Origin of the sequence: Blautia caccae, from assembly GCF_040095955.1 — a bacterium.
Lineage (GTDB): Bacteria > Bacillota > Clostridia > Lachnospirales > Lachnospiraceae > Blautia > Blautia celeris.
Genome location: NZ_JBBMFP010000028.1, coordinates 57,553 through 71,491 on the forward strand (window position 1 = coordinate 57,553; position 13,939 = coordinate 71,491).

General features: G+C 50.4%; 10 protein-coding genes and 1 pseudogene. 9 read left to right on the forward strand and 2 right to left on the reverse strand.

Going from position 1 to position 13,939, the window contains the following annotated elements:
* Positions 1-12: 12 nt before the first annotated feature.
* Together citX and citC are read right to left on the reverse strand one after the other, a co-directional pair.
* Positions 13-1,473, reverse strand: a complete 1,461-nt coding sequence (gene citX, locus WMO65_RS22755) for a citrate lyase holo-[acyl-carrier protein] synthase (RefSeq protein WP_148393596.1) — start codon at positions 1,471-1,473, stop codon at positions 13-15.
* The gene (citC, locus tag WMO65_RS22760; protein WP_148393597.1) at positions 1,470-2,516 is read right to left on the reverse strand and encodes a [citrate (pro-3S)-lyase] ligase; all 1,047 of its coding nucleotides are present in this window, start codon (positions 2,514-2,516) and stop codon (positions 1,470-1,472) included. Before citC ends, citX begins: the two co-directional genes overlap by 4 nt.
* A 205-nt stretch (positions 2,517-2,721) precedes the next feature.
* Here citC and WMO65_RS22765 point away from each other — a divergent pair, with 205 nt between their 5' ends.
* The 9 genes and pseudogenes from WMO65_RS22765 to WMO65_RS22805 all read left to right on the forward strand — a co-directional run.
* The gene (locus WMO65_RS22765; protein WP_033143933.1) at positions 2,722-3,186 is read left to right on the forward strand and encodes a (2Fe-2S)-binding protein; all 465 of its coding nucleotides are present in this window, start codon (positions 2,722-2,724) and stop codon (positions 3,184-3,186) included.
* On the forward strand, positions 3,183-4,043 hold the full coding sequence (locus tag WMO65_RS22770; protein ID WP_148393598.1) for an FAD binding domain-containing protein: 861 nt from the start codon (positions 3,183-3,185) through the stop codon (positions 4,041-4,043). The genes WMO65_RS22765 and WMO65_RS22770 overlap by 4 nt, the downstream gene beginning before the upstream one ends.
* Entirely contained in the window at positions 4,043-6,310 is a 2,268-nt protein-coding gene (locus WMO65_RS22775) for a xanthine dehydrogenase family protein molybdopterin-binding subunit (protein WP_148393599.1), read from the forward strand. The genes WMO65_RS22770 and WMO65_RS22775 overlap by 1 nt, the downstream gene beginning before the upstream one ends.
* A gap of 1 nt (position 6,311) precedes the next feature.
* Positions 6,312-7,808 (forward strand): HAL/PAL/TAL family ammonia-lyase, encoded by a 1,497-nt coding sequence (locus WMO65_RS22780; protein WP_033143927.1) that lies wholly within the window; start codon positions 6,312-6,314, stop codon positions 7,806-7,808.
* 106 nt (positions 7,809-7,914) lie between these two features.
* Positions 7,915-9,522 carry a BCCT family transporter gene (locus tag WMO65_RS22785; RefSeq protein ID WP_054353703.1) on the forward strand — a complete coding sequence of 536 codons (1,608 nt, stop codon included), beginning with the start codon at positions 7,915-7,917 and terminating at the stop codon, positions 9,520-9,522.
* Positions 9,523-9,596: 74 nt separating this feature from the next.
* The gene (locus WMO65_RS22790) at positions 9,597-9,917 is read left to right on the forward strand and encodes a hypothetical protein (protein WP_033143993.1); all 321 of its coding nucleotides are present in this window, start codon (positions 9,597-9,599) and stop codon (positions 9,915-9,917) included.
* Positions 9,886-10,470 (forward strand): HutD family protein, encoded by a 585-nt coding sequence (locus WMO65_RS22795; protein WP_033143992.1) that lies wholly within the window; start codon positions 9,886-9,888, stop codon positions 10,468-10,470. Before WMO65_RS22790 ends, WMO65_RS22795 begins: the two co-directional genes overlap by 32 nt.
* 127 nt (positions 10,471-10,597) lie before the next feature.
* Positions 10,598-13,582, forward strand: coding sequence for an AAA family ATPase (locus WMO65_RS22800; RefSeq protein ID WP_187370682.1), 2,985 nt, complete (start codon positions 10,598-10,600; stop codon positions 13,580-13,582).
* 148 nt (positions 13,583-13,730) lie between these two features.
* Positions 13,731-13,939: pseudogene (locus WMO65_RS22805) on the forward strand (urocanate hydratase); the annotation flags it as partial.

Consider the following 13,939-nt stretch of genomic DNA (forward strand, 5'->3'; position numbering starts at 1 on the left):
CTGCGCAGCCTCTCAATCCCATCTGCAGGGCAAAATGCCTGTAAAATATAAAAAATATGTGAGGGCCAGCATATCCGCGCTTCCGCCCGGACTGATATGATTTCGTACAAAATGATCATCCAGCCGGGGAAGAACGGCAAGCTGTTCTTCGTAAGAGGCATATTCTAAGAATCGTTTTAATTCTCTCCGGATTTTCGCCGCTGTTTCATAGCCGGAGCGGGTGATCAGATTGGAATCTTCTGTCTCTGCCATATAGTGCAGAAGTGTGATGCATCCCGCCTCATTCAGGGAACCGCCATGGGCCAGTACCCGGAGAAAGAGGGGATATCCCATGTGAAAGAGGGATGGGAAACCAAGATGAGCCTCCCCGCGGATTCCGGTGATGCCATACTGTCTGTACAGCCGCTCTCCGTGGCTTGCGGCATGGGAGGTGTCAAGCCTCTGAAAGTCATCCGGAAGATGAACCAGCATCTGCCGCACTGTGGTTTCCAGATGGGGAAAGGCCTCCCCGGGATTGGCGTATTTCAGGCGGAAAGAGCCGCCCGCGTCTCTGGAAACAATATCATAGCCAAGCGCACAGCAGAGAATGCCCCCGGAAAAGATCATGCCTTTATGGGTGTTGACCCCGCCCGTAGCCTGTTTCATAGCCGTCTCCGCAGCTATGCCCAGCGGACGGATGGATGCGAACAGCTCCGGCAGGTCCTCCTCCTTTCCCTCCTTAAGGGCGAATTCCATCCCCTGCCTGGTCACCTCAATAAAATAAGAAGTAAGAGCATAGGCACTGTCACGGAAGGTATACCGGTCCATATCTGTGTGCGCACCGTTGTGCATAAGGTCCACAAGGCCGGGCTTTAAAGTGGTATTGACCTCATAAAAAAGCGCTTTCTGCATCAGCAGTCCGATATGGACGGAAAAACGTTCCACAAAAAAATCTCTCATAAGAGAAATCTCCCGCTCCACCAGCTCCTGAGCTGTATGTGTCCGGGAGCGTCCGCACAGAAAGGCAGGTCTGTCACAGAGCAGACAGGTGCGCCCGGCATATCCGAGGGATTCCCTGGAGACTTTAGTTCCGTCGGGCATCAGCACGTCAATGTCAAAGAGACGTCCGAGAGGATGGGTTTCCTCCAGTTCTGTGAGATGTGTTTTACATATACGGGCAAGACCGGACTCCTTTTTAACAGAAAAGAATGCCTCATATCCTGTAACTTCCCGAACCTCCCGAAAAGCGGTGATATCCGCTTCCAGCCAGAGAAGGCATTCCCGGATGGCTTCCAGACCTGCTTCAAAGGCCAGAATGGTATAGGGGAAGACCTTGATTGGCCCTACGATATTCAATGTAAAGCTGATCAGAGCAGTGTTATCACGCTGTATATCTTTCAGCATTTCTCTTTGAATGGCTGCCCGCCGTTCTCTGGCATCCAGCACCTGATCCAGGGTAATGGGAGTGCCGGAGCATAAATCTGTATGGTTCATGACTGTCTCTCCAATAGTTGTTTTCTGAGGGCAATCCCCTCCTGTGATACCAGATAGCGGTAAGTATTGTCCGGCACCAGCGGACGAAGGGATTCCATATGGCCTGCCAGGAATTTCTCCCGGACAAGGGTTGCACTGATAATTGTATCTCCGCATGTCTTCCGTGGAATTTCCACAACCTCGATTCCACAGGCCGGAAGGGTCTGCTTCATCTGTTTATTATACGCTCTTGTGACCGGGGAAAAGGGTTCCTCCCCAACAAAACGCTTTTTAATATGAAAGGCATCCCTGAAATAGTCTGCAAAAATTTTCAAATCCAGCTCCGCGGCTTTGTCCGAAGCCCCTGCCTTATCCTTCAGGAAATAGTCGGGAAAGGTGGCATGGGAGATGAGATATTCGGAACTGCCGTGGACCATGACATTTTCAAGATCCCTGCATCCCTCCCTGACAAGGCGAAGCCTGACATCAGCGGGAAACTCCGAAGCGTCAGCGGAGAGCACAAAGACATGGAGCACATCACACGCCTGTGCCGCGGTTTCGATCAGATAACGGTGCCCCCTGGTGAAGGGATTGGCATTCATGACAATGGCACCCGCGTCTTTGCAGGGAGGGAGAGGAAATTTGGCAAGCTCCTCCTTCAGATAATGGGAGATACCATCCTTTCTGTTCTCCAGCAGCAGCATGGTATCTGTTTCCGTTATGGGGTAGAAGCCCATATCCTCAAAAACAACCCGGTATTTTGGTTTGGTAAATAAAAACAGATGCGGAATGCCGCAGGTATAAGCCTGTTTGATAAGCTGTGTGACGATTCGCTGCAGAAGCCCTTCCCCCTGGTAAGTTTCATCCACAGCAATGCATTTCAAAATATTTTCATGTCTGGAACCGCAGCCTATGATCTCCCCGTCCTCCCTGCACAGCAGGACAGAGTAGATGATCTGCGCGTCATAGGTCAGGCCGCTTTTTTCCAGAAACTGTTCCATTTTTTTTCTCTTTCGGCCCCGGAAGGGAAAGCCCTCCTCCAGGTAGCTGTTTGCCAGTTCCATAGTAAAACCTCCTGTCTGTTACTCATTATTTAAGAAAAAACCATTTCCGTCAAGAGTTTCTTGGAAAATAGACAAAAAACCAGAGGGATTTCAACGGTTTTTCAACGGAAGTGATATACAATAGACTCGTCAGACAATGGACAGACTGAAAAACGCACAAAGAGGCGTAAAAGATATAAGAAAAAAGCAGGAGAGGGTGAATAGAATGCTGCTCAGATGTATGATCAACGGAGAACAGGTAGAGAAAGAGACAGAGCCGACAAAACGTCTGCTCGATTTTCTGCGTGAGGACTGCGGACTGACCGGTGTGAAGGAGGGCTGCAGTGAGGGTGAATGCGGTGCCTGTACGGTACTGCTGGACAGAAAAGCTGTGACAAGCTGTACGGTTTTTGCAGGCCAGGTCATGGACCGGGAGATCACCACTATTGAGGGTCTGGAGCAAAACGGTGAGCTGGACGCGCTGCAGAAGGCGTTTATCCGGATGGGAGCTATCCAGTGCGGTTTCTGCACACCGGGTATGATATTGTCCTGTAAGGCACTGCTCTATGAGAATCCCCACCCCACAGTGGAGGAAATCAAGAGAGCCATCGAGGGAAATCTGTGCCGCTGTACAGGGTATGAGAAAATCGTGAAGGCTGTGAATGCCGTGGGAGAGGGGGAAATCAAGTGAGTTTCCGAATACCGCAAAATCTGGATGAACTGGCTGCTGCCCTCAGGGAAAAAGATGAGAATACTTATCTCTGCGCAGGGGGAACAGACCTTGTCATCCACTTGAGAAAAGAAAAAAAATTTCATTATTCATTGATTGACCTGACACATCTGCCGGAGCTGTCACAGATCACAGAGACAGAGGATTCCGTGATCATCGGCGCAGGTGTCACCATGACAGAGCTGGAACAGAGTCCCCTTGTCAGGACATGGATACCGGCTCTTTCTAAGGCCGCATCCATGGTAGGCTCCACCCAGATCAGGAACCGGGCCACCCTGGGAGGAAACGTGGCAAACGCATCCCAGAGTTCAGATACTACCCCGGTGCTGCTTGCCTATGGCGCAGAGGCAGAGATTCTGGACGGGACAGGTGCAGTGACAAAACGTCTGGTAGATGATTTTGTGGAAGGCCTGGAGAAGACCACCCTGGGAGAAAGAGAAGTCATCCTTAAGTTTATTGTGAAGAAACAGCATGTGCTTTCAGCATTTGCAAAAGTAGGTGCCAGAAAAGCAGTTACCATTTCAAAGATAAACGGCTGTATCTGTACAGAGATAAAAGAGGGATGTATGATGCACCCTGTGGTATATCTGGGGGCCGTGGGCGCAAAAGCGTGCCGTGCCCGTCTGATTGAAGCGTGCCTGGAGGGACAGACACTTTCCAGCTGTGACGAGGAAAAGATTCGGGATGCCGTGTACGCCCAGATAGAGGAGAATATTCCGAACCGGCCGTCAAAGCATTATAAAAAATCAGCCGCTTTCGGGGTCATTGACCAGATACTGGATGACCTTCGCAGGGCAGAAGAGGAGGCGGGCAGATAATGGATACAAATAAAAGCGATTTGAAATATGTGGGAAAGAGCTATATCCGTGAGGATGTGTATGACAAGGCCAGGGGAAAGACAAAGTACACCTGTGACAGGCAGATCGCCGGCATGCTCTATGCCAAGCTGGTTCTGAGTGAAAAAGCCAATGCGGATATTACAATCCGTACGGAGAAGGCAAAACAGGTACCGGGCGTCCGGGCAGTGTTTACCCATGCGAATGTGCCGAAAATACCTTACAACCCGCACAACTGGTCTGCCTGTCTGGATGCTCCCATGGACCAGTATATTTTAAGCGAAAAGGCCCGTTATGTGGGAGACCATCTGGCCCTTGTCGTGGGGGAAACCAAGGCAGCCGTGGAGGAGGCAGTCAGTCTGGTGGAGATCGATTATGATGAAGCTGCCCCCGTCATCGGCCTTAATGCTGCCAGGAAAACAGAGGGTATGCTTGCATTTGAAAAAGAGGTGAGCTGCGGGGATTATGAGGCGCTTACCGGAGATGGGGAAGCAAAAGATGAGCTGATCGTGGTGAGCACAGAGGGAAGTACCCAGAAAATCCACCACAGCGCCATTGAACCCCATATTGCACTGAGTGAGATTGACGAGAACGGCAATCTGGTACTCTGGACCCCGTGCCAGACGGTTTACCAGGTCAGATACCATATCAGCCATCTGCTGGGCATCCCTTATACAAAGGTCCGTGTTATAAAAGCTGTGATGGGCGGTTCTTTTGGAGGAAAGGGGCAGACCGTGGTGGAGCCGGCCTGTGCATTTGCCACATGGATACTGAGATGTCCGGTCATGCTGTATATGGACAGGCAGGATGCAGTCATGGGAACCAGAAGCAGAAATGCCACGGAAACCCGTGTAAAAACAGCGGTTACCAGAGATGGCGTCATTAGAGGACGCAGAATAGATGCGGATATTGACGGAGGTGCCTATTATACCAATGCTTCGGCAATTGCCATGGCGTACTGTAAAAAACTGTTCCGCATGTATCATGTTGAGAACCAGACCTGCCATGTGCGGACCTTCTATACAAATACCATTTCCGGGGGCGCCTGCAGAGGCTACGGTTCTCCCCAGGCTCATGCTGTCACGGAGGTAAATCTGGACCAGGCAGCAAATGCCATCGGTATGGACCCTTGTGAACTCAGGCTGAAAAACATTGTACATCCTATGGATGATGACCCTACAGGGGGAACGAATCTGGGAAATGCCAGGATAAAGGAATGTATCCGGAAAGGCATGGAGGCCTTTTCCTGGAAAGAAAAAAGAGAACATATCCATGAGAAGGATACCAGACGGTACGCGTATGGAGTAGGCATGGCCTGCGGTGCCCATGGAAATGGCTATAAGGGCGCGTATCCGGAGTTTACAAATGTGACCATATCCCTGCATCCGGACGGAACCGTGGAGGTGCAGATCGGAATCCATGACCAGGGCTGCGGAACGGTTATGACCATGCAGCAGATAGCAGCAGAAGCGCTGCATATGGATGTATACCGGATCAAGATCCACGAGGCCGACACTTTTATCACCCCATATGACGCGGCGGGAACACAGGCCAGCCGTGTCACCTATGTGTGCGGACGGGCAGTGCAGAAGGCAGGAGAACAGCTTCTGGACAAGATGAAACAGGCTTGTGTGGAGATGTATCAATGGGATCAGGACAAGATAGAGGCCGATGACGGAATCCTTCGCTGCGAAAAGGAGGAGAAGTCTTATAAACAGATAGCGCTTGACTATGAACTTAAGTGCTGCCGTTACATGCACACAGAGCTGGAATACGAGCCGCCGTCCAACCCGGGAACTTACTGCTGTGCCTTTGCTGAGGTGCGGGTGGATAAGTATACGGGGCAGACAGAGGTGCTGGACCTGCTCTGCGTACATGATGTGGGACAGGTCATGAACCGGACGCTGTCTGAAGGCCAGGTGGAGGGCGGTGCCCAGATGAGTCTGGGGCAGGCTCTCTTTGAAGAGATTTCCTATGATGCAAAGGGAAGGGTCAAGACCAAAAACTTCTCCAAGTATCATATTATCAATGCGCCGGATATGCCAAAGGTGCGCTCCATCTTTGTGGAGGATGGGGAGCCGGATGGCCCATACGGAGGAAAGAGTTTGGGAGAGATCGCAGCCGTGGCACCGGCGCCGGCAGTGGCCAATGCCATAAACTACGCGCTGGGGAGCTGCTTTGCAAGTTATCCCATCACACCGGAGAAGGTAGTGGCATATCTGGAAGAGAAACGTAAGGAGGGCAATTAACATGCAGGAGAAGGTAATTCGGCTGACCGGAAGTGAGCTGACGATTTCCCAGATCAAGGAAATCGCATTTGAAAATGCAAAAGTGGAAGTGGATGCAGAAGCCATGGACAAGGTCAGGAAAGCCAGAGAGCTGATTTTTGAGCTGGATAAACGCGGTGTTGCAGTTTACGGGCTGAACACAGGTGTGGGCTGGAACAAGGACAAGGTGGTATATGCAGACCGGTACGACGCCTACAACAAGAATCTTTTGAGAAGCCATATGATCGGTGTGGGGCCGGAGTGCAGCATTCCGGAGACAAGAACCATCATGGCTGTCCGTTTGAACGGTTTTCTCTGCGGTCACACAGGTGTGGCCCCGGAGATTGTGCAGTATTATGTGGAATTTTTAAACAGAGGCGTCCATCCGGTCATGAAGAGCCGGGGCAGCGTGGGGGAAGCAGATATCGCAACCCTTCCCGCCATTGGACTGACAGCCATCGGGGAAGGCGAAGCTTATTACCAGAACCAGCGCATGGAAAGTGCGAAAGCGCTGGAGCTGGCAGGTCTGGAGCCGCTGAAGCTGGGACCAAAGGACGGCCTGGGCATTGTCTCCTCCAATGCCCAGGGAGCCGCTTTCGCAGCCATGGGAGTCATTGAGGCGGAACAGTTTATTGAGCGTTACAGAAGGGTATTCTGCCTGGCGCTTGAGGGGCTGAACGGCGTGCTTGACCCCATGGACGAGAGCGTGAACCGGGAGAGGGGCTATCAGGGCCAGATAGAATCAGCCAGAAAATGTAAGGAGCTCTTAAAGGGCAGTTATCTGGAAAAACCCTGGGAGGGCAGAGCCCTTCAGGACCCATTGAGCTTCCGGTGCCAGAGCGCCATCACAGGTTCAGTGATGGATGCCCTGGGCTACCTGAAACAGCAGCTTAGTGTGGAGTTAAATGCCACAGATGACAATCCATGCCTGCTTCCTGAGGAGGACAGAATGTGCGGAAGCCCTAACTTTGAACCGCTTACCTGGGTACTGGCTGTGGAGATGGCGAGCACGGGACTGGCACATATGTCAAAGATGATCTCCCAGCAGATTTTAAGGATCGGTGACCCGGGCTTTACAAAGCTGAACCGTTTCCTGACACCTGTGGAGGGCGCGGTCATTGCCTACGGAACCATTCAGAAGACCGTGTCTTATCTGGATACGGAGAACCGCATGTATGCCAATCCATGTTCCCTTGATTTCCTGAGCATGGCAGGCCATATAGAGGATACCGCAAGCAATTCCACCATGGCAGCGGCAAATATGCGCAGGATCATTGACAACCTGTACTACATGGCAGCCATTGAGCTGATGCATGCAGCCCAGGCCGTGGATTTAAGAGAGAATCCCATGCTTGGGGAGGGGACAAAGCCATTGTTTGAGTCCTACAGGAAAGTGGTCCCCTATCTGGACAATGACAGGAACATGTCAGTGGACATCCAGAAGACTTATGAGTTCCTGAAATCTTATAAGACAGAGTAAATAAGACTGCAGTAAAGCGGAAAGACCAATCCGCATTACATAAGCGGCTGTCCGGTCATATACCGGGGAGCCGCGGGAAAAAATTATATCACCAGGAGGGTATTCTATGAGTGGAGAAAAGAAACAACAAAAAGCTGTTCGATGGAGTGTGTTTATTCCTGCGTTCATTATCATCGGCGGCGGAGCACTTCTGGGAATCCTGAAAAATGAGTGGCTGACGGAAGTCTGCTCAGCTATTTTCGGATGGTCCCTGAAGAGCTTTGGATGGCTGTATCAGCTGGTAGCTATTTTCTGTCTGGTTGTGGTAATGATACTTACATTTTCCAAACTGGGCAAGGTCAGGTTCGGAGGCCGCAATGCCAAGGCAAAGCACTCCTTTGGTTCATGGTTCGCCATGACGCTGACAGGCGGTATCGCTACAGGATGTATCGTGTACGGTGCCAATGAGGTAATGATTTATTACGGCAGTATTTACGGGGAACTGGGAGGCTACGGCATTGAGCCGCTGACCCAGGAGGCTGCCATGTTCGGTATGGGCCGTGTGTTCTACAACTGGACATTTATCCCTTACGCAATGTACTCCATCGTTGGATGTGCAATGGCTTACATTTATTTCAACAAGAAGGAAGAACTGTCTGTGGCAGCTTCCCTGACTCCTCTATTTGGACAGAGAGTCAAATACGGTGTACTGAGAAGCATCATCGACGTAATTTCCATCGTGGCTCTGGCACTGGGACTTTCCAGTAACCTGGGTATGGGACTGGCTCTGATCGGTTCCGGTCTGGAGGCAGCTTACGGTATCAAGCAGGGACCGGTTGTGTGGATCACCTTGTTCGTGATCATTACGGCCACCTTTACCATTGCCTCTGTGGCTGGCCTTGATAAAGGTATCAAGTGGCTGGCAAACGGAACTTCCAAGATCTTCTATGTGCTTCTTGTATTCCTGCTGATCGCAGGACCGACGGTGTACATACTGAACATGATGAATACAGGTATCGGATACTGGGGCGACCACTTCCTCTCATGGGGACTTGACCCCGGAAATGTAGGCGGTGAGGCACTGGTTACCTGGTGGACCATGTTTGACTGGGCGTGCTGGATCGCTTATGCGCCGCTGATGGCTATCTTCTTTGCTATGATTTCCTACGGAAGAACTATTCGCCAGTTCATGATCGTAAACTGGATCATGCCGTCTACCTTTGGCCTTATCTGGTTCTCCGTATGGAGCGGAACTGCACTCAACTGGCAGGATATCGGAAAGGCGGATCTGATTGGGGCGATCCAGAACGGCATTGCGGTGTCCGGTCTGTGGGAGCTGCTTAAGAAGATGCCGATCAGTTTTATCCTCATTCCTCTTATCATGATCACCATGATAGCGGCGTTCTCAACTACGGCGGATACCATGTCCACCACCATCTCCCAGATTTGTACGGAGGGTTCCAGCTACGATGAGGAGCCTGCAAACTGGCAGAAGATCGTATGGGGCGTTTCTATCGGTATCATTTCCGTGATCATGGTAATCTTCGGCGGAGGACAGCAGGGCGTGGAAGGCGTGAAATATCTGTCGGGTGTAGGCGGATTCTGCGTACTGCCTATCTTCATCCTGCAGCTTGCGTCCACCTTTAAGATTTTCTTTATTGATAAGATCATTGAGGATGTGGATGATGTGGTCGATGTGGAGCCTCAGGTGCTTGAGGAACATGCAAAAGCCTGAACTTGAGTTTTTGTCTGCTGCTTTACAGATAAGATTTTTTGCGGTATAGTTTAAAGGATAGGAGTAGTGAGCGTATGAAAAAAGAACCGGAAAGAGTGGAGATGGATCTCCAGAAGATATTTTTGACACCGCCTAACACCATGAAAGAAAAGATAACGCTGGTGATCATGATGGTTGTCGTATTTGTGATGTTTTTCGGGCCGGTTACATTTACGGAAATATCTCCCGTAAAAGGGATTATTTTATCAGCATTTCCCGCCCTTACAATTTCCTGGGGCTGGATGGTGCTTTTAAGAAGCCTGTTTCGGAAGAGGGAATTCTGTAAGAACCCTGAGCCGAAGGCAAAGAAAGGGGAAAAACGTCATGAATGCCAGTATCACTGTAAGAAACGCTGAGCAGTATCAGACTTCTGTCTGGTCAGGAGGAACCACAACACAGCTCTTTATCTATCCTGAGGATGGGGATTACAAGGAGGGCACCTTTCAGGCACGCATCAGCAGTGCCACAGTGGAACTGCAGAAATCCAGTTTCACAAGCCTTCCCGGAGTAAAACGCTATCTGATGACTCTGAAGGGACATCTGGATATGATTCACGGTGTCAACACCAAAGCAGAGCTGGAGCCATATGAGGTAGACTGCTTTGACGGAGGTGTGCCCACAGTCAGCTACGGGAAAGTGACAGATTTTAACCTGATGCTGAAAAACGGCGCGGACGGCAGGATGGAGGCCGCTATACTGGAGGCCGGACAGTCCTGTATGCTGGAGCCGGAAGGCATGTTTGACCTGCTGGCTGTCTACGTGGGTGAGGGATGTATCTGTGTTTCGGATCATACGGTGAAAGAGGGCGAACTGCTTCTGTGCCAAAACTGGGAAGAAGCGCTTGCCGTACAGAGTACGGGTGATACCGCCGCAAAACTCGGTATCTGTAAAGTAAAAAAAGCAGAATAAAGATGATCGGCAGCAGGGCCGCCGCTTTGGTGAATTTCCGAAGCGGCGGCCTTTTTGCTTTACTTTATGTCGGATTTTGTATAAAATGGAGTGCAGAAGCAACAGGTTTTTCGGAAAGGAGAAAATTGTGTCAACAGTTCAGATATATGTGTTACAGACACCGCAGATTTTACTGGATGGGGAACAGGTCATACTGCCTTATAAGAAGGCAGAGGCGCTTCTGTTCTATATGGCCATTGAGAAAAAGGCCACAAGGGACCAGATTGCGGCCCTTCTCTGGGATTCCTGTGATGAGGCCACCGCAAAGAAGAATCTGAGGCATGCACTGTACACCATTCGCAAAATATTTCATACAGATCTTGTCTCCTCACCGACAAGGCAGACCCTGGAGCTGAATCCGGAACTTATGTTTCTTGTGGATTACGATGCATTCATGGAAAAAAGAGATCCGTCTCTCTACCGGGAGGAGCTTCTGGGCGGATTTTATATAAAAAATGCGTACCCTTACGAAGAATGGCTGACCATGAAAAGAGGGCTGGCAAAAGAGGCATTTTTGAGAGCCATTTATGAGAAGATGCAGAGCGAAGCAGATCTTTCCGTGGCGGAAGGGGAAACCCTGTTCGAGCGCTATGTACAGGAGGACCCTTTAGACGAGCGGGTATATCTGCGCATGATGGAGATATATGAGAGTGCGCATCTTTACTACAAGGGCATCCGCCTGTACCAGCAGCTTGTGAATCTGCTGAATACAGAGCTCAGGGTGGCGCCCCGCAGGGAAATACGGGAACTTTACAGGAAGCTTCTCCACGTCTGGTCAGAGGAGGGGGAGAAGGAGGAGGAACATTCAGGGGAAGTATGTACAGGCCGCGAGCGCGAACTGCAGCTTCTCCAGGCCTCATACCGTCAGTTCTTGTCCGGTTCGCCCACCTCTGTTCTGCTTTCCGGCAAAAGCGGTGTGGGCAAAACTTATCTGGCAGAGCGGTTCCTGGAAGAGATCACAGAGGAAAACACAGTCATTTTACGGGCCGTCTGTCTGGAAAATGAACAGAATATCGTGCTTCAGCCATGGAATACCATTATGATGCAGGTAAATTCCCTTCTGAAAAAGCAGGATTTTGCTCTGGACAAAAAATATCTGCAGGCAGCAGAGCTTTTGTTTCCGCTTTTCGATACCCAGGATGTGAAAGAACCGGTATTGGGTGATACCACGATTTCCTACAGCTACCGGGCAACCAGGAATCTGCTCATAAAATTATTTGAGGAGATCGGGGAACAGGTGCTGGTGGTACTTTTTTTCGACAATATACAGTTTATGGATGAGACGAGCCTGGAATTTCTCTCCCTGCTCATACGGGCCAAGAATCCCAATATTATGGTACTGGCCACCAGTCCCTGTATCTTTACCCAGCCTTTGCGGACAGCCCTGAAGCCTCTTTTGAAGGAGGAATGTCTTCAGGAGATCACGCTGTTTCCCTTTACCAGGGAGGCTGTCAGAAAAATTCTGGCAGGGAGACTGGGGGAGGAGCGGGTCAGCGAAGAGTTTTTAGACACTATTTACGGCGAGACATCCGGAAATGCCCTGTATCTGAAGACGCTGCTGGACTGCTGCGGGGACGGAAGGCTGGAGGCTGGTGATATCACGCCTCTGAACCAGGTGTGGGAGCAGAAGATGGCAGCGCTGCAGAAAAAGACAAGACAGGTGCTGGAACTCATATCCTCCTGCCAGGCCTGGGCGGATATGGATGCCTGCATGCAGATTCTTAAATGTGATGAGATGGAGATCCTGGATGCTGTGGATGAACTGAAGGAGCAGGGATTTATAAAAGAACAGCAGGACAGTGAGAAAGTGCGGTTCTTTTTCTGCCATGACAGCATACAGAAGTTTGTACATACAAAAATGTCCCCCTCCAAACGCCGTGTATTCCACAGAAAACTGGCAGAATATATTGAGGGGCTGCCGCTCTATGAAGCCAACAGATACGAGCGTCTGATTTACCACTATACTCTCTGCGGGGACAGGGAGAAGGCGCTGGAGTACAGGATTCGGGCACTGACAGAATATTCTTACAGGTATTATGAGCTGTATCCTCTCTTCCCTGCCGGAGGGAAAAAGGAAGTGCAGATGGATTCCGTGCTGGATTACTGCAGGCAGCTTGAGGAAGAACTTCTGGAGCTGAGCCAGAGAAATCCTCAGAAGGAGTCATATCTGAAGCTGCATGTGAGCCTTATGCAGGCTACAGCCCAATACTGCATTCCTCAGGGATATTACGAGGAGGGGGCACAGTATATTGAAAAGGCCCTGAAGTCCAATGTCCTTGCAGGAGATGACCCGGCAGAAAAGATCAGATGTCTGCGTTTTCTCATATATCAGCAGACCAATTTGTGGAAGGTAGAGCACACGGAAGAGTATCTGGAGGAAAGCCTTGTGCTGGCAAAAAAGAACGGACTGCAGGAGGATTATGCCATAACCTGCCGTCTCTATGGACTCTATCTGTCTATGAAGGGCAGGTTTGAGGAGGGGATGGAGTATCTGGTAAAATCCCTGGAATTTTTTAAGAATGCTCCGCTTAAGTCCAGAATTTATGCGCTGAATATTGCTGCGTGCTATAATTACATGGGCGAAATACGGAGAAAACAGAGGGATTTTGAGGAGGCAAACAGATATTACAGACAGGCGGTTGCCACCTGCGACAGCAACCACTGTCCCTGCAACGCCACGTTCTATTCCAATATGGGGCGCTCCTATCTGGCAATGGGGAAGACGAGACAGAGCGAGGAAGCTCTTTATCAGGCAGACCGTGTGTACGAGGAGTCCTTTACCCTTATCGGGCGTTCCATTACCAAAGGGTATCTGGCGGTTTTGGAGGCAGAAAAGGGAAATAAGGCGGAAGCGGTCCGGTATCTGGAGGAAGCCATGAAGAGCGCGCACCAGTTTGCCTCACCCTATGCGAAAGGGCTTCTGGCACTGACTGAGGCAGAACTGCTGGTACGTTTTCCGGAGGATTTCAGGGATATCCTGACAGAGCCTGTGGAGGTGTACAAAGAGAGGGCAAGACGGTGTCTGGAGGAAATACCGGGGGCCTATGAAATCCGCTGGCTGGAGGATATTTGAAAAATTCGACGAAATTAAGGCAAAAATAGTTGATAATTCACAAAATTTTAATAGTTTCGGCGTCTTCTTCGACGCTTTCTTGACTAACTGTATGGTAAAGTCTATATAAAGATTCGATGTAATAAACAGGAAAAGGAGAAGATGAGAGATGAACAATGCGGAAATCGGAAAAGCAATGGTAATCAAACTGGATCCCGTTCTGCCGGAGTACCCGACCTTTAAAGAAGGTGTCAGAAGAGCCCCGAAAAGAGAGCTGACCCTGAACAAAAGAGAGATCAAGCTGGCGGTAGCAAACGCCCTCAGATATGTGCCGGAAGAGCTGCACGAACAGCTCGCACCGGAATTTTTAGACGAACT